Source organism: Microbispora sp. NPDC004025, assembly GCF_053604425.1.
Window position 1 is genome coordinate 231043 of record NZ_JBSGHN010000005.1, and the last position, 20751, is coordinate 251793.

The 20751-nt window shown below is 72.3% G+C and carries 22 protein-coding genes and 1 tRNA gene; 8 read left to right on the forward strand and 15 right to left on the reverse strand.

The genetic code is table 11. The annotated features are described in order from the left end of the window. Nucleotides 1-14 precede the first annotated feature (14 nt). Nucleotides 15-845: a 16S rRNA (cytidine(1402)-2'-O)-methyltransferase gene (gene rsmI / locus ACWEQG_RS16395; protein ID WP_452285444.1), complete on the reverse strand. Its 831-nt coding sequence runs from the start codon at nt 843-845 to the stop codon at nt 15-17. Between the two features lie 108 nt (nt 846-953). Between rsmI and ACWEQG_RS16400 the strand changes: the two genes are divergently transcribed. Continuing rightward, nucleotides 954-2561 (forward strand): dolichyl-phosphate-mannose--protein mannosyltransferase, encoded by a 1608-nt coding sequence (locus ACWEQG_RS16400; RefSeq protein ID WP_452285446.1) that lies wholly within the window; start codon nt 954-956, stop codon nt 2559-2561. Nucleotides 2562-2664: 103 nt separating this feature from the next. Then, complete coding sequence (locus ACWEQG_RS16405; protein WP_452285448.1) at nt 2665-3996, forward strand: hypothetical protein; 1332 nt, start codon at nt 2665-2667, stop codon at nt 3994-3996. Between the two features lie 54 nt (nt 3997-4050). Here the strand turns inward: ACWEQG_RS16405 and ACWEQG_RS16410 are convergent, their stop codons facing one another. After that, nucleotides 4051-4896: a cellulose binding domain-containing protein gene (locus ACWEQG_RS16410; RefSeq protein ID WP_452285450.1), complete on the reverse strand. Its 846-nt coding sequence runs from the start codon at nt 4894-4896 to the stop codon at nt 4051-4053. A gap of 254 nt (nt 4897-5150) precedes the next feature. Here ACWEQG_RS16410 and ACWEQG_RS16415 point away from each other — a divergent pair, with 254 nt between their 5' ends. After that, nucleotides 5151-6068 carry an amidohydrolase family protein gene (locus ACWEQG_RS16415; RefSeq protein WP_452285452.1) on the forward strand — a complete coding sequence of 306 codons (918 nt, stop codon included), beginning with the start codon at nt 5151-5153 and terminating at the stop codon, nt 6066-6068. Here the strand turns inward: ACWEQG_RS16415 and ACWEQG_RS16420 are convergent. From ACWEQG_RS16420 to galU, 11 genes are all read right to left on the reverse strand, one after another. Further along, nucleotides 6052-6426 carry a VOC family protein gene (locus tag ACWEQG_RS16420; protein WP_363472154.1) on the reverse strand — a complete coding sequence of 125 codons (375 nt, stop codon included), beginning with the start codon at nt 6424-6426 and terminating at the stop codon, nt 6052-6054. The two genes, ACWEQG_RS16415 and ACWEQG_RS16420, sit on opposite strands and share 17 nt — an antisense overlap. Further along, nucleotides 6423-7061, reverse strand: coding sequence for a TetR/AcrR family transcriptional regulator (locus ACWEQG_RS16425; protein WP_452285454.1), 639 nt, complete (start codon nt 7059-7061; stop codon nt 6423-6425). The genes ACWEQG_RS16420 and ACWEQG_RS16425 overlap by 4 nt, the downstream gene beginning before the upstream one ends. A gap of 70 nt (nt 7062-7131) precedes the next feature. Then, a complete protein-coding gene (locus tag ACWEQG_RS16430) occupies nt 7132-8547 on the reverse strand; it encodes a sensor histidine kinase (protein WP_452285456.1) in 1416 nt (471 codons plus the stop codon). A gap of 278 nt (nt 8548-8825) precedes the next feature. Then, nucleotides 8826-9056: a DUF1761 domain-containing protein gene (locus ACWEQG_RS16435; protein WP_452285781.1), complete on the reverse strand. Its 231-nt coding sequence runs from the start codon at nt 9054-9056 to the stop codon at nt 8826-8828. A gap of 118 nt (nt 9057-9174) precedes the next feature. Then, nucleotides 9175-9251, reverse strand: a tRNA-Ala gene (locus tag ACWEQG_RS16440). A 50-nt stretch (nt 9252-9301) separates the two neighbouring features. Further along, nucleotides 9302-10018, reverse strand: a complete 717-nt coding sequence (sepX, locus tag ACWEQG_RS16445; protein WP_452285458.1) for a divisome protein SepX/GlpR — start codon at nt 10016-10018, stop codon at nt 9302-9304. A gap of 381 nt (nt 10019-10399) precedes the next feature. Further along, on the reverse strand, nt 10400-11041 hold the full coding sequence (locus ACWEQG_RS16450) for a GNAT family N-acetyltransferase (RefSeq protein ID WP_079313233.1): 642 nt from the start codon (nt 11039-11041) through the stop codon (nt 10400-10402). Between the two features lie 55 nt (nt 11042-11096). Then, a complete protein-coding gene (locus ACWEQG_RS16455; protein ID WP_452285460.1) occupies nt 11097-11573 on the reverse strand; it encodes a MogA/MoaB family molybdenum cofactor biosynthesis protein in 477 nt (158 codons plus the stop codon). Nucleotides 11574-11576: 3 nt separating this feature from the next. Beyond that, on the reverse strand, nt 11577-12068 hold the full coding sequence (gene moaC / locus ACWEQG_RS16460; RefSeq protein WP_285786234.1) for a cyclic pyranopterin monophosphate synthase MoaC: 492 nt from the start codon (nt 12066-12068) through the stop codon (nt 11577-11579). Continuing rightward, nucleotides 12065-13249 (reverse strand): molybdotransferase-like divisome protein Glp, encoded by a 1185-nt coding sequence (glp, locus tag ACWEQG_RS16465; protein ID WP_452285462.1) that lies wholly within the window; start codon nt 13247-13249, stop codon nt 12065-12067. The genes moaC and glp overlap by 4 nt, the downstream gene beginning before the upstream one ends. A 4-nt stretch (nt 13250-13253) precedes the next feature. Next, nucleotides 13254-14159 carry a UTP--glucose-1-phosphate uridylyltransferase GalU gene (gene galU, locus ACWEQG_RS16470; protein ID WP_452285465.1) on the reverse strand — a complete coding sequence of 302 codons (906 nt, stop codon included), beginning with the start codon at nt 14157-14159 and terminating at the stop codon, nt 13254-13256. 33 nt (nt 14160-14192) lie between these two features. Between galU and ACWEQG_RS16475 the strand changes: the two genes are divergently transcribed. From ACWEQG_RS16475 to ACWEQG_RS16495, 5 genes are all read left to right on the forward strand, one after another. Continuing rightward, on the forward strand, nt 14193-14759 hold the full coding sequence (locus ACWEQG_RS16475; RefSeq protein WP_363473459.1) for a 5-formyltetrahydrofolate cyclo-ligase: 567 nt from the start codon (nt 14193-14195) through the stop codon (nt 14757-14759). A gap of 33 nt (nt 14760-14792) precedes the next feature. Continuing rightward, nucleotides 14793-16298 carry a potassium/proton antiporter gene (locus ACWEQG_RS16480; protein WP_363473452.1) on the forward strand — a complete coding sequence of 502 codons (1506 nt, stop codon included), beginning with the start codon at nt 14793-14795 and terminating at the stop codon, nt 16296-16298. A 133-nt stretch (nt 16299-16431) separates the two neighbouring features. Then, complete coding sequence (locus tag ACWEQG_RS16485; protein WP_452285467.1) at nt 16432-16779, forward strand: FmdB family zinc ribbon protein; 348 nt, start codon at nt 16432-16434, stop codon at nt 16777-16779. Nucleotides 16780-16841: 62 nt separating this feature from the next. Then, complete coding sequence (locus tag ACWEQG_RS16490) at nt 16842-17648, forward strand: S-methyl-5'-thioadenosine phosphorylase (RefSeq protein WP_452285469.1); 807 nt, start codon at nt 16842-16844, stop codon at nt 17646-17648. A 112-nt stretch (nt 17649-17760) separates the two neighbouring features. Further along, complete coding sequence (locus ACWEQG_RS16495; RefSeq protein ID WP_452285471.1) at nt 17761-18369, forward strand: SAF domain-containing protein; 609 nt, start codon at nt 17761-17763, stop codon at nt 18367-18369. A 25-nt stretch (nt 18370-18394) separates the two neighbouring features. Here ACWEQG_RS16495 and ACWEQG_RS16500 read toward each other — a convergent pair whose 3' ends face one another. After that, complete coding sequence (locus ACWEQG_RS16500) at nt 18395-19636, reverse strand: MFS transporter (protein WP_452285473.1); 1242 nt, start codon at nt 19634-19636, stop codon at nt 18395-18397. Next, the gene (locus tag ACWEQG_RS16505; RefSeq protein WP_452285475.1) at nt 19633-20721 is read right to left on the reverse strand and encodes an alkene reductase; all 1089 of its coding nucleotides are present in this window, start codon (nt 20719-20721) and stop codon (nt 19633-19635) included. The genes ACWEQG_RS16500 and ACWEQG_RS16505 overlap by 4 nt, the downstream gene beginning before the upstream one ends. Nucleotides 20722-20751 lie beyond the last annotated feature (30 nt).

A 20751-nucleotide genomic window follows, 5' to 3' on the forward strand; every position in this document is an offset into this window, starting at 1 on the left:
CGGTCGCTACGGGATCACGGCGACGGGGTGGCGTGGACGGCGTTGTAGAGGTCGCGTTTGGAGACGCCGGCGGACTTGGCCACGTCGGCGATGGCCTGCTTGCGCGGCACGCCCGTGCCCTCACGCCTGGCCACCTCCTCGACCAGTTCCTCGATGCTCGGCGCGGCCTCCTCGGCGGTCCGTCCCGCCACCACCAGCGTGATCTCGCCCCTGACCTCGCCGGCCGCCCATTCGGCCAGCTCGCCGAGGCCCCCGCGCCGCACCTCCTCGTACGTCTTGGTGAGCTCCCGGCAGACGGCGGCGGGCCGCTGGGCCCCGAAGGCCTCCGCCATCGCCTCCAACGTCGCGTGCAGGCGGTGCGGCGCCTCGAAGAACACCATCGTCCGCTCCTCGGCCGCCAGCGCCGCCAGGCGCCTGGCCCGCTCCCCAGGCTTGCGCGGCGGGAACCCCTCGAAGCAGAACCGGTCGCTCGGCAGGCCGGAGACGGCGAGGGCGGTCGTCACCGCCGACGGGCCGGGCAGCGCCGTCACGGGCAGGCCGGCCTCGACCGCGAGGCGGGTGAGCCGGTATCCGGGGTCGGAGACGCCCGGCATCCCGGCGTCGGTGATCACGACCACGGTCCGCCCCTCGCGCAGCGCCTCCAGCAACTCGGCGGCCCGCGCGCTCTCGTTGGCGTCGTAGTAGGACACCACGCGGCCCCCGATGACGATCTCGAGGTCGGCGGCGAGCCGCCGAAGCCTGCGGGTGTCCTCCGCCGCGATCACGTCGGCGGCGGCGAGCAGGTCGCGCAGCCGTGGGGACGCGTCTTTGGGCTGGCCGATCGGGGCTGCGGCGAGAACGAGCACCTGTCCACCCTATGACCGGTGTGAAACATTCATCGCCCGAAAGGCCCGTTACCGCAATCCTCACGCGAGTCGTGTCCATGACGGGGACGCACCAGTAATCTGTCGAACGTGACCGTGACCGACCATTCCCACAAGGCGTTCGAGCAGCCGGAAGAGGGAGCGCAGGACGAGGCTCCCACGGTGTCCCTGCGCGACCGGCTGGTGCCGCCCATGCCCGGCAGTGCCATGTGGGGCTGGCTCGGCCCCATCCTGGTCGCCCTCTTCGGCGGCTTCCTGCGGTTCTACCGGCTGGGCACGCCCCACTCGGTCGTCTTCGACGAGACGTACTACGCCAAGGACGCCTTCGCGACCGTCAAGTACGGCGTCGAGCGGCAGTTCGTGGAGGGCGCGGACAAGCTCCTGCTCGCCGGCAACGAGAACATCTTCAAGCAGTGCGGCACGGTGGGCGAGTGCGCGTCCTACGTGGTGCACCCGCCGGTCGGCAAGTGGATGATCGGCCTCGGCGAGCTGCTCTTCGGCGCGAACCCCTTCGGCTGGCGCTTCGCCGCCGCGCTGTTCGGCTCGCTGTCCATCCTGATCCTCGCCCGCACGGCCCGCAGGATGACCCGCTCGACGCTGCTCGGCTGCGTGGCCGGCCTGCTGCTGTGCCTCGACGCCCTCCACTTCGTGCTGTCCCGTACGGCGCTGCTGGACATCTTCCTGATGTTCTGGGTGCTGGCCGGGTTCGCCTGCCTGGTGGCCGACCGCGACTGGTCCCGCAGCCGCCTGGCCGACTGGCACGAGGCGGGATCGCCGGCCGGCGGGGCGCGGCTGGGCCTGCGGCCCTGGCGCCTGGCCGCCGGGCTGTGCCTGGGCGCGGCCATGGCCACCAAGTGGACCGGCGGCTTCTACATCGCCGCCTTCGCGATCATGTCGCTGCTGTGGGACGCGGGCGCCCGGCGGGCCGTCGGGACCGGCCGGCCGTACGGCACGGTCGTCCGCCGCGATCTGCCGCTCGCCGCGGCGTGGATGGCGGCCGTCCCGGTCCTCACCTACATCGTCTCGTTCACGGGGTGGTTCGTCACCGACAAGGGGTACGGCCGCAACTGGGACCAGGCCACCGCGAACGGGCCGGCCTTCTTCGTCATCGACTCGTTGCGGTCGTGGTTCGACTACCAGAAGCAGGTCCTCACCTTCCACACCGGCCTGGAGACGAGCCACCCGTACCAGTCCGAGCCCTGGCAGTGGCCGCTGCTGCTGCGCCCGGTGGCGTTCTTCTACGAGTCGCCGAAGAACTGCGGCGCCGCCTCCTGCTCCTGGGCGGTCCTCGGGACCGGGACACCGATCATCTGGTTCGCCGGCGTCATCGCACTGATCGGCATGATCGCCTGGTACGTCGCGACCCGCGACTGGCGCGCCGGCGCGGTGCTGCTCGGCTACGCCGCCGGGTGGCTGCCGTGGTTCTACTTCGCCATCGCGGACAACCGGACGATGTTCATGTTCTACGCGATGCCGATGGTGCCGTTCATGATCCTGGCACTCGTGCTGGCCTGCGGGCTGATCATCGGCAGGGAGAGCCCGGCCAGGCCCAACCGGCGCGTGGTCGGCTCGGCCGTGGTCGGCGCGTTCGTGCTCCTAGCCCTGGTCAACTTCGGCTGGCTCTATCCCGTCATCGCCGCCGAGTCCATTCCGTACGAGTCCTGGCACGCGAGGATGCTGTTCGACCGGTGGATCTGAGACCCCCGTATGGTTGGGCGCATAGCGTTGCGCTCAGAGGGGGTGGTCGCGAGTGATACCGGGTCGTCGTCAACGATGGGGTCGATACGGCAGACTGCGGGTCATGCCCGCACCTGACGTCGCCGCGCTCCTCGCGCAACTGGAGCGCTCCGATCCGGACATCGCCGAGCCCGCCCGCGTCGCGGTCGAGTGGCTCGCCGGTGGCGAGGCGCTGGAGACCATCAGCCAGTTCGACGTGTGCGAGTTCCTCTGGTACACGCTGCCGATCAAGGTGCCGGGCGACCAGGAGACCATCGCGCGCGCCCTCGGCGAGCTGCTCAGGCTCGCCGGCATGGAGCGCTACGCCGCCCTGTGCGACTCCCCCGCCACCGCCCGGATCCTGCTGACGTACGCCAGGGAGGGCGAGGAGGCCGGGGCCGCGGCCTACCACCGGGAGCTGGAGGCCACGGGGGTGGTCCCCCCGGACATCGCCGAGCTGTCGTGGAGCTCGATCATGGGGCCGGAGGAGCTCGGGGCGCATGTCGCCTGCGCGGCCGCCCTGGAGCTGGCCATCGTCGCGGGCGACCCGGTGGACCGCGAGGAGCTGACCCGCCGCTGGCTCACCACCCCCCGTGCCGAGCTGGGCGGCGACTGCTGGCTGCACCGGGTCCACGGCGAGCGGCTGAACCGCTGGGTGCTCGGGCGCGGCACCGCCCGGCGCGAGCTCGCCCAGCCCTTCGAGGTGCGGCTGCACGCGCCGATCACGGCTCCGGACGAGCCGCACCTGGAACCGCTGCGCTGGCTGCTCGACCTGGCCCGCACGGGGGTCCGCCTGACCGAGCGGCTCAACGTCGGGCGTGCCGTGGCCGTCGAGGCGGCCGGCCGGTTCGGCTGGGCGGATCGGCCGGTGCGCGGCGAGAACGACGTGCCCGCTCTCACCGAACTGCGGCAGATCGCCGTGGACGACCTCGGGGCCCTGCGGCGCGGCGGCCGGAGGCTGGTGCTCACCACCACGGGCAGGAACCTGCTGGACGACCGCGCCGCCCTGTGGGAGGCGGCCACGACCACGTTGCTCGTCCCCGCCCCCGGGGAGCACGACTTCGAGGTCTCGATCCGCGAGTCGGCGCTGATGATCCTGGTGGACGGCGGCGTGGTGCGGGACGACGACCTGCGCGCCCGGGTCGCCGAGGTGGTCAACGGCGAGGGCTGGCGCACGACGGACGGCGGCCGGGTCGGCGGCGCCGACCTCACCGGCCCGCTCGCCCGGCTCCGCCACCGCCTCGACGCCCTGGGCCTGGGCACCGCGTCCCGCACACCCGAGGCGGCAGGACGCGAGCCCGTGGGAGGTGCCGAGGGCGCGCAGACGTGGCGGCTCACGACCACCGGGCGCCGCGCCGCGCTGGCCGCGCTGCGCGCTCAGGCGCTGCGCCCCCGGCAGTACGCCGGCCTCGGCTGAACCGGCCGGGGCCTCCGCCTGCTGGATGAGGACGCCCCGGCGTGGTCGAGGGCCTCAGCTGGTGACGGTCTTCCTGGTGCAGGGCTCGCCGTTGAGATGCCACTGCACCGGGTTGGAGTCGCCCCCGGAGTAGGAGCCGTTGAAGCCGAGGTGCACCGTCTGACCGGGACCGATGTCGGCAGCCCAGGAGGGGGCCGTCGCCGTCACCTCGGAACCGGTCTGGGACCAGGTGGCCGACCATCCCGAGGACACCGTCTGGCCGGGGTCGGTGAAGAGGAACGTGAGCCGCCAGTCCTTCACGGGCGTGGTGGCGGTGTTGGTGACCTCGACGGTCGCGGTCATCCCGCCCGTCCAGGTGACGGGCCGGTACACCACCTGGCAGTGGATCGTCCGCGGGGAGGACGGCGACGGAGTGGCGATGATGTCGTTGTAGATCCTCACGGTCACCGACCCCGACGCGGGTGAGACGGCCCCCTGGGCGTCCACGGCCACGACGTGCAGCACGCGGTCCTCGTACGCGACACCGTTGGGCGGCCAACTCAGTCCGAAGGAGCCACCGGTGGCGCTGGGCCCGAAGGTCGCCTTGAGGGAGGTGACGCCGTTGCGCGTCTCCTGTACCCGGTAACAGGCGATGCCGTCCTCGTCGGTGGCGGGCGCCCAGCGCAGGCTGACCCTGTTCATGAACACGTCGACGATCTCCGGCGTCCCCGGCGCGGTCGGCGGCGTGCCCGACGGCGACGTGCTCGGCTCACACGGGATGGGCGTGGGCGGCGGCGGCGCCGTCGTGAGGGCGTAGGCCGTGCCCTCCGCCCCGGTCTCGACCACCGCCGGTACGACGAACGCGGCGGCCGCCAGGAGCACCGCCGTCATCCAGGCGCTCATCTCCGTCTTCGATCTCATCGTCCGCGCTCCTCGTCTCGGTCGACGGCCCCGGTGACGGTGATCGTCCGTGTCGGACGGCGGCCGGTCAACGGACGCCGGAGCGGCAGGCCGCACGCACCTGGTGGGCGGCGCACGGCTCTGCAACTTTCAACCGCGGCCTTCCTCACCTCGCTCGACGTGCCCTTCGCCGTGCCCGGCCCGCCCGGCCCGCGCGCCCACCCGCGTACGCTCGCGAGCGCCACCCGGCGCGGGGCCGGATAACGTGTGAGGTCATGCCGGACGAGACGATTGCCACGGAAGACGACATCCGGAGCGTGAACGCGTTCTGGCGGAGACTGGGCCTGCCCGGCCTCGTCGACGTGCACACCCACTTCATGCCGCACCGCGTCCTGGCCAAGGTGTGGGCCTACTTCGACTCCGCCGGGCCGCTGGTCGGCCGGGCCTGGCCCATCACGTACCGGCTGCCCGAGGACGACCGCGTCGAGCGGCTGAGGGCCTTCGGCGTGCGGGCGTTCACCTCCATGCTCTATCCCCACAAACCCGGCATGGCGGAGTGGCTGAACGACTGGGCCGCCGGTTTCGCCGCCCGGGTCCCCGGCTGCCTGCACACGGCGACGTTCTTCCCCGAGCCCGGCGCCTCGCGGTACGTCGAGCGGGCGATCGAGGCGGGCGCCCGGGTGTTCAAGGCGCATCTCCAGGTCGGCGCGTACGACCCGAACGACCCGCTGCTCGACGGGGTCTGGGGGCTGCTGGAGGACCACGGCATCCCGGTGGTCACGCACTGCGGGTCGGGCCCGGTGCCCGGGCCCCACACCGGGCCGGAACCGATCGCGGCCCTGCTCTCCCGGCATCCCCGGCTGCGGCTCGTGATCGCCCACATGGGCACGCCCGAGTACGCCGAGTTCCTCGGGCTGGCCCTGCGTCATCCGTCGGTCTGCCTGGACACGACGATGGCCTTCACCCGCTTCACCGAGGAGACCGCGCCCTTCCCGCGCGATGCCGTGCCGCTCCTGCTGGATCTTCAGGACCGCGTCCTGCTAGGCACCGACTTCCCCAACATCCCCTACCCGTACGCCGAGGCGCTGTCGGCCCTGGCCGATCTGGACCTCGGGGACGAATGGCTGCGCGCCGTCTGCCACGACAACGCCGCCAGGGTCTTCGGCCTCCGGCCGGTCACGCCGGGGACATGACCTCGTAGAGGTTGCGCGCCGCGTCGACGAAGAACAGCCCGCGCGGGCACAGCGGATGGTCGATCCGGCCGTTGCCGGGATCGGCCGGATCGTCGCCGTAGGGCACCCCGCCCTGCCGCAGGCGGGCCAGGATCCCGTCGAACGTGACCGGATCCACGTCGAAGGCCAGATGCACGCCGACGGGGTCCGCCACGGTCATGAAGTCCAGGGTCAGCGTGTCGTTCACCCGTACGGGCGCGAAGTGGCCGTCCCGGCCGGCGGGCGGCAGCTCCGGCAGACCCATGATCGAGGCGAAGAACCGGGCCGCCTCGCGGTTGTCCACGGCCGGGACGATGGTGTGGTTGAGCGTGACGGTCATGCCGCGCTCTCCCGGCTCTTGAGGACGCCGTGCAGGAGGATGTCGACGAGTTCCTCCGGGGACGGCCCCTGGGATCGGGTGAAGAGCATCCCCAGGAAGACCGAGGCGATCTGGTCGGGTTCCAGGCGCAGCGCCGGCCTATCGGGTTCGATCAGTTCGACGACCGCCTCCCGGGTCGCCTTCATCGAGGCCTCCCTGCCGCCCGGGAACGGCCGGTCGCCTTCCCTGGTGCCCTCCCGGCCGCCTTCTCTGCCGCCGCGGCCTCGCTCGCGGCGGTGACCGGTGCCGTGCAGGGCTCCGATCACGGTCCCCATACGTCCCAGGTGGGCGTGCAGCGCCTCGGCCGCCTGTGTCAGCCGATCGGGAAGCGGTTCGTCGAGGGAGATCGAGGCCAGCTCGCGCAGCACGTGGTCGGGGTTCATCGCCTCGATCAGGCACGCGTCGAGCAGTTCGTCCTTGTCGCCGAAGGCCCGGAAGACGGTGCCCTCGCCGATGCCGGCGGCCCGGGCGATCTGACTGGTGGTGACGGCGGCGCCGTGCTCGGCGACCAGTGGAAGCGCCGCGGCGACGATCATCGCCCTGCGCTGCTCGGTGCTCATCGCCGGTGCGCGCCGGCGTGCGGGGGAATCTGTCATGCCCTCGACAGTACGGAGTGAGTACTCACTCCGTCAACGGATTATCCGCAGCGGCCCCCGGAGGGCCGGCTCATGTGGGGAGGGTGTCGTCGGCCGCGGCCGGCGCGGCGGGAACGGCCGGGAGACGCAGGACGAAGCGGGCACCGACGGGGCTGTCCTCGATTCTCAGGCTGCCCGCGTGAATCTCCGCGATCTGCCTGGCTATCGCCAGACCCAGCCCCGCGCCCCCCGCGTTCCTGCTGCGCGCCGCGTCCAGCCGGGTGAACCGGTCGAACACCCACTCGCGCTTGTCCCGGTCGATGCCCGGCCCGTCGTCGGCCACCTCCAGCACGGCCGCGCCGTGATCCTCGCCGGGTTCGTGCCGTACGGACACGGTGATCGTCGTCTTGGCGTGCCGTTCCGCGTTGTCCAGAAGGTTGGTCAGCAGGCGGGCGAGTGACACCCTGTCGCCGACCACGACGACCCCCGGCGAGAGCGCGGATTCGACACGCTTGGCCGGGTGACGACGGTTGCACAGCTCCGCGGACACGAGCCCGGCCAGATCGAGCCTGCTCTGGTCGCCGCGCATGCCGTGATCAAGCCGATCGAGGGTCAGCAGGTCGTGCACGATCGCCTGCAGCCGGTCGAGGCTGGGCAGGAGGACCGCACCCAGCTGGGGCACGCTGGTCTCCTCCGGCGCGAGAAGGCCGTCCTCCACCTCGGCACGCATCGCGGCTATCGGCGTGCGCAGGTCGTGGGAGGCGTTGGAGACGAACTGGCGCTGGTGCCGCAGCGCGCTCTGCACCTGCTGAAGCGCGCCGTCCAACCGGCTCAGCGTCCGGTTGACGCTCTCGGCCATCGCCCGGATCTCGTCGTCGGTGGCCGGCACCGGCACCCGGCGGCTGGGGCAGTTCCCGTTGATTTCGTCCAGCTCGGCGCGGATGGTGTCGACCGGTCTGAGCGATGCCCGCACGTTCCGGAAGCCGACGTAGGTGATGGCCGCGGCCAGCACCGCCGCACTCGCCCCCACCAGCGTGGCCAGCCAGGGATCGACCCATGGCGGCACCACCGGGGAGGCGCTGTAGACCATCCATCTCTCGCCCATGCGGTGCGCCCACTGCGCCACGACGATGTCGCATTCGGCGGCCGGGAAGACGTCGCCGCACACGACGCAGGTGACGCTGTTCCTGGTGTCCGGCGGAACGAAGCGCGCCATTCTCGGCTTGCCCTGCATCCTCTCGGTCGCCGCGACCACGCGGCCGGACGGGTCGACCACCTGGAGGTCGCGGGACTTGTACTCGACGAGAGGGTAGGTCAGCTGCCCCCGCTCGAGCTCGACGGCCACCCGGCCGCCCGCCGCCATGAGCTCCCTGGTGACCGTGTCGCTGGCGTAACGATGGACGCCCAGCATCACGGACGTGGCCAGCAACGCGCACAAGAGGGTCGCCGTCACCCCGGTGAACAGGGTGATGCGGCGCGTGATGGAGAAGCGGTCCTGCAGGCGCATCCTCCCTCCTCTTGGCCAGTGGACCATATGAGGCGGAAAGAGCCGGAAAAGAGGTGACCGTCCGATCTCGACAGGTCACCACGGTCCCATCAACAAGCGCGGTGGAACACCAACAATTCCCCGCCTCTCGTTCTCACACGCCCACGACGGGGGGTAGGGACACGCGGGGTCGCTCGGACGGTCGCGGGGACGGTCGCGCGGACAAGCAGACAGGCCGGTCCCGCCGGGCGGAACCGGCCTCTGCCGTGTGGAGCCGGTCGGCCCTCAGCTCGCCGGCACTAGCCCCGAACGCCGACGATCGCGCCGAGCACCAGAAGCTTTACCAGCCAATCTCCCGCGTGTATCGCTGCGACGCGCCACGGGGTGTTCGCGTGGACGATCGCGCCGATCCACAACACGGCCGGAAACCCGATCCACAGGACCAGAGCCAGCACCAGGCCACCGATCCAGGTGCCGATCCGGGCGTAGTAGAGCGCACCGGACGCGAACGCCACGACGGCCGCGATCAGGACGAGGAGGAGGTGGACTCAGGCATCGAGCGTCGACGACGACCGGCCCGGAGGGCAGCCGTAAGGCCGTGAGCAGCGGAAAGGCCCGCCAGGTGGATCACCTGACGGGCCTTCGTCGTGGTGGAGCTATGGGGATTTGAACCCCAGACCCCTTCGATGCGAACGAAGTGCGCTACCGGACTGCGCTATAGCCCCAACGACCTCGACTAGATTAGCAAACTCTGCGGGGTGTTCGCGCCACCGAATCAGTCTCCGGCCGCGCGGCGTCCGTCGGCGTACTGGTCGAAGACCTGGACGCGCTTGCGCGCCTCGAACTTGATGATCTCCGCCTCCCGGGCCAGCGCGGCCAGGGCGCGGCGGCGCTCCCGCTGGCGGCGCAGGTGCTCGGCGCGCGCCCGGGCGGCCTTCTCCCGCTGCTCCCTGTCCGCGCGTACGGCAACGCGCAGCACGGCGAGGTAGCCGACGAGGAGCACGCCCGAGGGCGCGACGGCCCACCAGGGCATGACGCGGGCGGCCGCGGTGACCACGGACGCCAGCACGAGCAGGATGCTCCACAGGAGCCGCCGCCGGCGCCGGGCGAGGATCCGGGCGCGGCGGTGGGCCGCGACGCGGCGCGCCCGCGCGTGCCGCTCCGACGCGATCTGTTCCGCCGTGGCGGTCTCGGCCTGGTCCGCGGTGACGGTCCCGGTGCCCGGCGCCGCCTCCGTGGTGGACGCGGCCGGCGGTGTGACGACCGTGTCGGCGTCGCCGCCCTCCGCCTCATCGCCGGCGTCGTCGGAGCCTGCCTCCGTGGTCTCCGGGGCCTCGGCGGAGGCGGCCGCGGGCGGTTCGGACAGCGTCGACGCCTCCGCCTGCTCCTCGAACAGGTCGTCGTCCGTGTGCCGGTCCCTGCGCAGCCACATGGGCAGCAGGACGCTGAGCCACATGACGACGATGGCCAGGTAGAGGACGGCGCTACCCATGCGCCCACCTCCACACCCCCGGACGAAGGGCATGGTGAACACGTCCGTGGACCTGTGTCGGCGGAGAGGTGTTCACGTCACGCACCGTAGGACTGCGTGTCACTGGATGACGAGCATTCGGTCCGGTGTGTCGCGAGATCGTCAAAGCTCTTCATGTAATTCGATCCCGTGCGAGCGCGTGATCCTCACGGGCCACGCCCGTCACCGCGGGGATGCGCCACCGGGGCGCGGTGAACGGAGCCTGCGTGCATGCGGACGTCTCCCGGGACGCGGTTTCACCTTCCAACAGGCAGCATCACAGCGCACGCTAATGATCGGTTTGCTCTTCGATTGCAGCGGGCCGGGCCGGTGTCCGTCGCCGACGTCCGTGGCCAGGTGTCCCTAGCCGGGACTGGACTCGCTGCGGCGGGCGGCGGAGTTCATCGTGCGGCGCCACTGCACGAGCAGTCCGCGCGGCACGTCCTCGACGGTCAGCGCGTAACAGATGTGGTCGCGCCACGCGCCGTCGATGTGCAGCTGACGCCGGCGGATGCCCTCCTCGCGGAACCCGAGCTTCTCCACGACCCTGCGGCTGGCGTGGTTCTCCGGCCGGATGTTGGCCTCCAGACGGTGTAAACCGGTCGTGAAGAAGCAGTGGTCGACGGCCATGGCGAGCGCGGTCGGGATGATGCCCCGCCCCGCCAGCGCGCCGTCGACCCAGTAGCCCACCTGTGCGGAGCGGGCCGACCCCCACACGATCGCCCCCACGGTGAGCTGCCCGGCGAAGCGTCCCTCGTACGTGACGACCCAGGGCATGGCCATCCCCTGGCGGGCCTCGCGGCGCAGCGTGCCGACCATCGAGACGTACGGCCCGAGGCCGGTGCGGAACAGCGGGGTCTCGGGGTTGCTCGGCTCCCAGGGACGGAGCCATTCGGCGTTGCGCAGCCGGGTGTCGCGCCAGTCACGGACGTCCCGCAGGCGCAGCGGCCGCAGCCCGACGGGCCCCTCGGCCATGGACGCCGGCCAGCCGCGAAGTCGATCCATTCGTCAATCATCCACCGGAACACGGTCAACGCGCCACGCGGGACGCCTCCCGTCCTCAGCGCGCATGGTCGCCGCCGTGGATCTGATCGACGACATGGGCCAGGATCGGGGTCAGCACGGCCATGCCGTCCCGTACGCCGCCGGAGGAGCCGGGCAGGTTGACCACCAGCGTCTTCCCGGCCTGCCCGGCGAGACCGCGGGACAGGATCGACGTCGGCACCTTCTCCCTGTTGACCTGGCGTACGGCCTCGGCGATGCCCGGGATCTCCCGGTCCAGCACCCGGGCGGTCATCTCCGGAGTGAGATCCAGGGGCGTCACCCCGGTCCCTCCCGTGGTGACGATCACGTCGTAGCCCGCCGCGACGCCCTCGCGCAGCGCGGCCTCGACGGCGTCCCCGTCGGGGACCACCCGGGGCCCGTCCACCCGGTCGCACCCCGCCTCCTTCAGGAGGGAGGCCAGCAGCGGCCCGGAGCGGTCCTCGTAGACGCCCGCCGACGCCCTGTTGGAGACGGTAACCACCAACGCGCGCACGCCTTACTCCTGTCCGGAACGGGTCCAGTGGCCCGTCTTGCCGCCCGTCTTCTCCTCCACCCGGACGTCGGAGATCACCGCCGCCGGGTCGACCGCCTTGACCATGTCCACCAGGGCGAGCGCCGCGACGGTGACGGCCGTGAGCGCCTCCATCTCGACGCCCGTCCTGTCGGCCGTACGGACCCGGGCGGTGATCTCCACCCCCTCGTCCACGACGGCCAGGTCGACCTTCACCCCGGTCAGCGCGATCGGATGGCACAGCGGCACGAGATCGGGGGTGCGCTTGGCACCCATGATCCCGGCGATCCGCGCCACGCCGAGCGCGTCGCCCTTCGGCACGTCCCCCGCGCGCAGCACGGCCACCGCCTCGGGCGACAGCAGCACGCGCCCGGTCGCGACGGAGGTACGCGCGCTCACGTCCTTCTCGGAGACGTCCACCATCCGGGCGGCGCCCGACTCGTCCACGTGAGTCAGCTTGGCAGTGCCGTCATTCACAGCGGTATCACCTCCACCTCGGTGCCCTCGGGCAGCGAGGTCACGTCCTCGGGCACCACGATCAGCGCGTTCGCCCCGGCCAGCGCCGCGAGCTGGTGCGAGCCCTGCCTCGTCACCGGCGCGACGGTCTCGCCGGACAGCACGGCCCGCAGGTACGACCGCTTGCCGGCCGGGGACCGCAGCGGCGCGGTGGCGGTCGCGCGTACGGTCGCGGGCGGCCCGGCCGGGAGGCCCTGCATCACCCGCAGGGCCGGCTTCACGAAGAGGACGAACGACACGAACGACGAGACCGGGTTGCCCGGCAGCGTGAAGATCGGCACCTGGTCCGGCCCCACGACGCCGAAGCCCTGCGGCATGCCCGGCTGCATGGCGACCTTCTCGAAGGTCACCGTGCCCAGCGGCGACAGGGCCTCCTTGACCGGCTCGTACGCCCCCATCGAGACGCCGCCGCTGGTGATCACGGCGTCGGCCCGCACGAGTTGGGCGTCCAGGGTGTCCAGGAACTCCTTGGGGTCGTCGGTCACCGAACCGGCCCGGAACCCCTCCGCTCCCGCCTCGCGCACGGCCGCGGCCAGCATGAAGCTGTTGGACTCCCAGATCCGGCCGGCGCCCAGCGGGGTGCCGGGCTCGGCGAGCTCGGCACCCGTGGACAGCACGACGACCCTCGGCCGGGGCCGCACCCGCACCCGGCGGCGGCCGACCCCGGCGAGGATCCCGATCTGCGCGGGCCCGATCCTGGTTCCCTCGCGGAGCACCATGTCGCCCGCCCGGACGTCCTCGCCCGCCCGCCGGATCGCGTTGCCGAGCGGGGCCGGCCTGTCGATCCGTACGCGGGCGGTGCCGCCGTCGGTCCACTCGACCGGGACGACGGCGTCGGCGCCGGCGGGCATGGGCGCGCCGGTCATGATGCGGGTGACCAGGCCGGGTCCGAGGGCGTTCAGCCCGCCGTCGCCGGCCGCCACGTCCCCGATCACGGGCAGCGTGACGGGCGCGGCGGCCACGTCCTCGGCCCGTACGGCGTAGCCGTCCATCGCCGAGTTGTCGAACGGCGGCAGCGGGACGGGCGAGGCGACGTCCTCGGCCAGCACGGCGCCGAGGGCGGCGTCGATCTCGACCTCGAGCGGCGCGAGCGGACGCACCGCCGCGAGGATGTCGGCGAGATGACGGTCGACGGGCTTCATCGGCTCACTGTCCGGACTTGTCGAGGAACTCTCGCAGCCACGGCAGGAACTCGGGGGCGAGATCGTCCCGGTTCGCGGCGAACTGCACCACGGTCTGCAGATACTCCAGCTTGTTGCCGGTGTCGTAGCGACGGCCGCGGAACAGCACGCCGTGCACCGGACCGCCCTCCTCCGGGCTCGCCGAGGCCAGCGTACGCAAGGCGTCGGTGAGCTGGATCTCGCCGCCGCGCCCGGGCGGGGTCCGCTCCAGCACGCCGAACACGGCCGGGTCGATCACGTAACGGCCGATGATGGCCCAGTTCGAGGGCGCCTCGTCGGCCGGGGGCTTCTCCACGAGGTCGGTGACGCGGACGACGTCGTCCTCGGCGGTCGGCTCGATGGCGGCGGCGCCGTACAGGGAGACGTGTTCGCGCGGCACCTCCATCAGCGCCACGACGCTGCCGCCGTAGGTCGCGCGCACCTCGATCATGCGCTTGAGCAGCGGGTCGCGCGGGTCGATGAGGTCGTCGCCGAGCAGACAGGCGAACGGCTCGTGGCCGACGTGCTGCTTGGCGCACAGGACGGCGTGGCCGAGGCCCTTGGGCTCCCCCTGCCGCACGTAGTGCATGGTGGCGAGGTCGACGGGCTCTTTCACCTGGTTGAGCCGCTCTTCGTCGCCCTTGGCGCGAAGAGCGTCCTCAAGCTCGTACGCTACGTCGAAGTGGTCCTCGATCGAGCGCTTGTTGCGGCCGGTCACCATGAGGACGTCCAGCAGCCCGGCGGAGACGGCCTCCTCCACCACGTACTGGATGGCCGGCTTGTCGACGATGGGCAACATCTCCTTGGGGGTCGCCTTCGTCGCGGGAAGGAAGCGGGTGCCGAGACCCGCGGCGGGCACGACGGCTTTGGTCACGGGATCGAAGTCAGCCATGAGTAGACACTAACGGAGCGGTCTTTGGACAAGATGAACCTGCGTCGGCGCATCCTGCGCGACCGGTCGGAACTCGATGCGGAGACGCTGCGCGAGTCGTCGGCGTCCATCCGGGAGTTACTCCTCGACCAGCCGTGGGTGCAGATGGCGGGCCTGGTGGCCTGCTACTGGTCGACCGGCACCGAGCCGTCCACACAGGGGCTGATCCTGGCCCTGTGGAAGCACGGCGCCACGGTGATCCTGCCGGTCCAGCGCCCGGACGGCGATCTCGACTGGGCGGTGTACGACGGTCCCGACTCGCTGGCGCCCGGCCCCAATGGGATCATGGAGCCCGTGGACGTCCGGCGCGGCGTCGACACGATCCGTACCGCCGCGCTGGTCATCGCGCCGGCCCTGGCGGTGGACCGGGTCACCGGCGTACGGCTCGGCCGCGGCGGCGGCTTCTACGACCGCGCGCTCGCCCGCGTCGGGCCGAACGTGCCGACGGTGGCACTCCTGCACGAAGGCGAGCTGATGGAGGGGGTGCCGGCCGAGCCGCACGACCAGCGCGTACGCTTCGCCGCCCTCCCGAGCGGAATCGCCCGTTTGGTACAGATGTGACAAGATTGACGTAACGGACGGCGAAGGGAGCGGGTGGGTCTGAACGTCTGGCTGCTCCTGTCCGCCGTCGTCGTCATCGCGGCCATCGCGTCCGTACGGATCGCGCATCGCACCGGCCTTCCCACGCTGCTCCTCTATCTCGGCCTCGGACTGCTGCTCGGTGAGGGCGGCATCGTCGGCATCAACTTCGACAACGCCCAGACGGCCCAGCAACTCGGCATGATCGCGCTCGCCGTGATCCTCGCCGAGGGTGGTCTCACCACCAACTGGAACCACGTACGCGACGCCGTGCCGACGGCGCTCGTGCTCGCCACGGCCGGGATCGCGGTCAGCGTCGTCGTGCTCGCGGCGGGCGTCGCCGTCCTGCTCGGCATGGAGTGGCGGATGGCGCTGCTGCTCGGCGCGTTCCTGGCGTCGACCGACGCGGCGGCCGTGTTCTCCGTGCTGAGACGGCTGCCGCTGCCACCCCGGCTCGCCGGGATCCTGGAGGCCGAGTCGGGCTTCAACGACGCCCCGACCGTCATCCTCGTGATCATGCTGAGCGCGGGCTCGTCGCTGACCCTCTCGCTGCCGCACGTCCTGCTGGACACCACCGTCGAACTGGTCATCGGCGCGGCCGTCGGTCTCGCCGTGGGCCCGGCGGGGGTGTACGCGCTGCGCCGGGTCGCCCTGCCCGCCTCCGGCCTCTACCCGATCGCGGTGCTGGCGCTCGCGTTCGTCACCTACAGCGGGGCGACTCTGCTGCACGGCAGCGGGTTCCTCGCGGTCTACCTGACGACGCTGGTCCTGGGCAACGCCAAGCTCCCCCACCGCGCCGCCACGCGCGGCTTCGCGGAGGGCGCGGCCTGGCTCGCCCAGATCGGGCTGTTCGTGATGCTCGGCATGCTGGTCGACCCGCGCGAACTACCGGGCGTGCTCGTCCCGGCCCTGCTGTCGGGCCTGCTGCTGGTCCTGCTCGCCCGGCCGGCGTCCGTGCTGGTGTCCGCGGCGGTCGCGCGGCTCCTGCGCCTCGGCGCCCTGTCGTGGCGCGAGCAGGTGTTCCTGTCGTGGGCCGGGCTGCGCGGCGCGGTGCCCATCGTGCTGGCCGCGATCCCCTGGGCCGCCGGCCTGCCGGGGGCGAAGGGCCTGTTCAACGACGTCTTCATCATCGTCGTCGTGTTCACGATCCTGCAGGGGCCCACGCTGCCGTACCTCGCCCGGGTGCTCGGCCTGGCGGCCGAGGGCGAGGCGCGCGACCTCGACGTCGAGGCCGCGCCGCTGGAGGAGTTGAACGCCGACCTGCTGCAGGTCCGCATCCCGTCCGGCTCGCTCATGCACGGCGTGGAGATATTCGAGCTCCGGCTGCCCGCGAACACGATGGTCACGCTCGTCGTACGGAACGGGCAGTCGTTCGTGCCCACGCAGACGACCCGGCTGCTGGCGGGCGACCAGCTTCTCGTGGTCACCACGGCCGCCCAGCGGGAGACGGTCGAACGCCGCCTGCGCGCCGTGAGCCGCCGCGGCAAGCTCGCCGGTTGGTACGGCGAACGCGGCAACTGAGCAGGGCCGTCGATGGGGTCACTGGCGAAAGGGACACCCCGGGGCAATAAACATGGCTGGAGTGGCGTTTGCGCTTGTTGATTGCGTACGATTAGCAATCGACCCGGTCGAGTGCCAGTCTCAGGAGGAGCGAGTGCCTACCTACCAGTACGCCTGTACCGCTTGCGGTGAGCAGCTGGAGGCCGTCCAGAAGTTCTCTGACGACCCGCTCACGGAGTGCCCGGCCTGCCAGGGCAAGCTGCGCAAGGTCTTCTCCGCCGTTGGCATCGTGTTCAAGGGCTCGGGCTTCTACCGGACCGACAGCCGTTCGTCGAGCTCGTCGACGACCACGTCCACCACGACGACGTCGCCCTCGAAGGCGTCCGGCGACTCGGGCAAGAAGGAGGCCGCCGCCTCCACGAGCTCGTCGAGCACCTCTTCGTCTTCGTCGAGCGCCTCCTCGTCGAGCACGTCCTCGTCCGGCTCGACCGCCGCCGCCTGAGGTTATCCACAGGGGCCGACGGGACGCGCCGGGTGTGCGGCGGCGTTCGCTAGTGTCGGCCCATGGTCAATCGCGCAGACATCGGGGTCATCGGCGGTTCGGGGTTCTACTCGCTGCTGGAGGACGCCGAAGAGATCGACGTGACGACGCCGTACGGCCCGCCGAGTGACTCGCTCACCGTGGGCCGCATCGGCGAGCGGACCGTCGCGTTCGTCCCCAGGCACGGCCGCGGCCACACTTTTCCTCCCCACCGCATCCCCTATCGGGCGAACATGTGGGCTCTGCGGTCCCTCGGCGTCCGCCAGGTGCTCGCGCCCAGCGCGGTCGGGTCCCTGCGCCCGGAGATCGGCCCGGGCGCCCTCGTGATCCCCGACCAGCTCGTGGACCGTACCCAGGGCCGCGAGCAGACCTACTACGACACGGGCGGGGCCGTCCACGTGTCGTTCTCCGACCCCTACTGCCCCTCGGGCCGGGCGGCCGCCGTCGCCACGGCGCGCGAGACGGGCTGGGACACGGTCGACGGCGGCACCCTGGTCGTGGTCGAGGGGCCCCGCTTCTCCACCCGGGCCGAGTCGAAGTGGTTCTCGGGTGCGGGGTGGTCGATCATCGGCATGACCGGGCACCCGGAGGCCGTCCTCGCCCGTGAGCTCGCCCTCTGCTACACGACTCTCGCCCTCGTGACCGACCACGACGCCGGGGTGGAGGCCGGTGAGGGGGTCACCCACGAGGAGGTCCTGGCCTTCTTCGCCGCCAACGTCGAGCGGATGCGCGCTCTGGTCGCCCAGGTCGTCGAGGCCCTGCCGGAGGAGCGCGCCTGCCCCTGCGGCAGCGCGCTCGACGGCGTCAAACTGCCGATCGAGCTTCCCTGAGACCACCGATGCGTGCCACGACCCGTCGGCGTCGGCTCCTTCTGATCGCGCACGGCCGACGGTGTGAGGCCGCTCGTGGAGCAGCCGGAGCCCGTTCATGGGCGGTGCGGCCGTGCGCGGCGTGAGGCGCCTGGCGGCGCGACGCCGCCGTCCGATCGCCGCCGTTCTCGCCGGTCTGGCGGTGGCCTGCGTGCTGCTGGCCGTCCGGGCCCCCGGCGGGGTGGAGGTCCTCGCCGCCGCCCGGGACCTCCCCGGAGGCCGGCTGGCCCCCTCCGACGTCATGGTCGTACGGCTGCCGCCCGACGCGGTGCCCGCCGGGGCATACGTGCCCGGCACGTCGGTGGCGGGCCGCGTGGTCGCCGGCGCGCTGCGCCGGGGTGAGCCGCTCACCGACGCGCGTCTGCTCGGCCCCGGTCTGTTCCGCCAGGCCCTGGCCGGGCAGGCGCCCGCCGGACAGGTGGTCGCGACACCGATACGGATCGCCGATCCCGACGCCGCCCGGCTGCTGTCCCCGGGTGACGTGATCGACGTCCTCGCGGCCTTCGAGGACGGGCCCTTCCAGGCCCGGGTCATCGCCCAGGAGGTGCGGGTGATCGCACGACCGCCCGGCCGTACCGACGGCGGCGCACTGCTCGTGCTCGCCACGACTCCCGGCCAGGCCGCGCAGCTCGCCCAGGCCCAGGCGCAGGGCAGGCTCTTCGTCACCATCCACCCGCGCTGAGGGAACAGTGCGGGGCCCGGGAGGCTCAGCCGACCAGGAGCGTCGCGATGGCGGGGCCGAACGCGGCGCCGAGCAGGTAGGCGAGGTTGAACAGGCCCATCGCCGTCGGCCGTTCCGATGCGGGTACGGCAGCGGCGGCGCGGGCCGCGTACGCCCCCTGCCCGGAGGCGGCGGCGACCGAGGCGAGCGCCTGGGCGGCGAGCAGCGCAACCGGCCCGCGGCCCAGCACGGCCAGCACCCCGCCCGCCGCGCTCAGCACAGGGAACACCACGGCCGCCGCGCCGAACGAACCGCGGGCGGTGGCCGCGATCACCGGATAGGACGCGAGCCCGCCGAACAGCAACGGCCAGGTGATGGCCAGGCCGACCTGCCCGCGGCTCCACCCCGAGTGCTCGGCGAGCAGCGGCGGCAACGCGTAGATCATCCCGAAGTTGACCACCGCCAGCAGGAACGCCAGCCCTGCCGAGACCAGGAACACCGGAGCGCGTAGGACCACCGTCGGCACGAACCCGTCCGGCCGGGCGCGCAACCGCAGCGCCAGCAGCACCCCGGCCGCGACCGCCGCGCCACTCGCGGCCTGCCACGCGTGCGGCAGGACCACCAGAGCCGTCACCAGCGCCGTCACGAGCACCGCGCCGACGAGGTCGAACGGCATGGCCGACAGCGGGGTCACGGGCCGTCCGCGCAGGACGACCGGCACAGAGAGCAGGCTGAGTGCGGGCAGCGCCAGTGTGGCCCGCCAGCCGAGCAGGCCCGCGACCACGTCACCGGTGAGCGGGGCGGCGGCCCCGATCGTCGCGAGCGACGCCGTGACCAGCCCCATCACGCGGGCCGAACCGGCGAGGCTCATCGCGATCGTGGTGAGCCCGGCGGCACCGAGGCCCTGGAGCGCGCTCCCGGCGACCAGCAGGGGCAGCGCCGGGGCCACGACCGTCAGGGCCGCGCCCAGCAGCACGAGTGCGGCACCGGTGAGCAGCGCCGCAGGGGTCCCCCGGCGGCGCTGCAGACCGGCCATCAGCGGTGTGCCCACCGCGATGGCCCATCCGAAGGCCGTGACGATCCAGGTCGCCGCGTCCACCGTCGTGCCGAGGTCCCGGGCCGTGTCCGCGAGCACCAGGGCCGACCCGGCGATCCCGAAGGACATCGGTCCGGCCAGCAGCGCCAGCCACACCCCCGGCACCCCTTGTGCCGCGCCGCGCGCGTCCGCGCCGCGGTCGCCCTCCGGGTCCCGCGTCCGCGCGACGGCCGGGTCCTGCCCCCCGCTCATCGGACGGCCCCCACCGGCAGCGCCGGATAGTCGGTGTAGCCGCGGTGGTCGCCGCCGTAGTAGGTGGCCGGGTCGGCCTCGTTGTACGGCCCGCCGGCCGCGACGCGTACGTGCAGGTCGGGATTGGCCAGCCAGAGCCGGCCGAAGGCGATCGCGTCGGCCAGGCCGGAGCGCAGCGCCTCGACGCCGTCGTCGACGGTCGCCGGCTCCTCTCCGCCGTACGGGTGCGGGTTGAGCACGAGCGCGCCCGGCCACTCGGTGCGCAGCGCCTTTGTGAGGGCGCGCGTGCCGTTCTCCGAGACGTGCAGGTAGGCCAGGCCGTACGGGGCCAGCGCACGAGCCAGCTCGGGATAGAGCGAGTCGGGGTCGCTCTCGTCGATTCCGTTGTAGGTGATGCCGGGCGAGATGCGGATTCCCGTGCGGGCCGGGCCGATGGCGTCGGCGACCGCCTGCACGACCTCGACGGCGAAGCGGATGCGCCCCTCGACGGATCCGCCGTAGGCGTCGGTGCGCCGATTGGTGTTGTCCGACAGGAACTGGTGGACGAGGTAGCCGCTCGCCCCGTGCACCTCGACACCGTCGAAGCCCGCATCCATGGCGTACCTGGCCGCGACGGCGAACTCCTCGATGACCCGGGCGATGTCCGCCGTGGTCATCTGCCGTGGCGTCGGCAGGTCGAGCAGACCTGTGGGCGTGTAGAGCCGCTCGCTGTCGCACCGGATCGGCGACGGCGCCCAGGGGAGGTCGCCGTCCGGATACAGGTAGGGGTGGCCCATCCGGCCCGCGTGCATGAGCTGGACGAAGATGCGGCCGCCACGCCGGTGCACCTCGTTCGTGACCAGCCGCCAGGCGGCTGCCTGCTCAGGCGTGTGCAGGCCGGGCGTGTCGATGTAGCCCTGGCCCAGCACGCAGGGCTGGGTGCTCTCTGCGATGACGAGCCCGGCTCCCGCGCGCTGGCCGTAGTAGTCCACCGTGAGGGCGTTCACCAGGCCGTTCCGCGCGCGGTTGCGGGTCATCGGAGCCATGACCAGACGGTTGGGCAGGTCAAGCGTGCCCAGGGTCGTCGGCTCCAGCAGTTCGCTCATGTCGTCCTCCCCACTTCAGGTGAGCGTCTG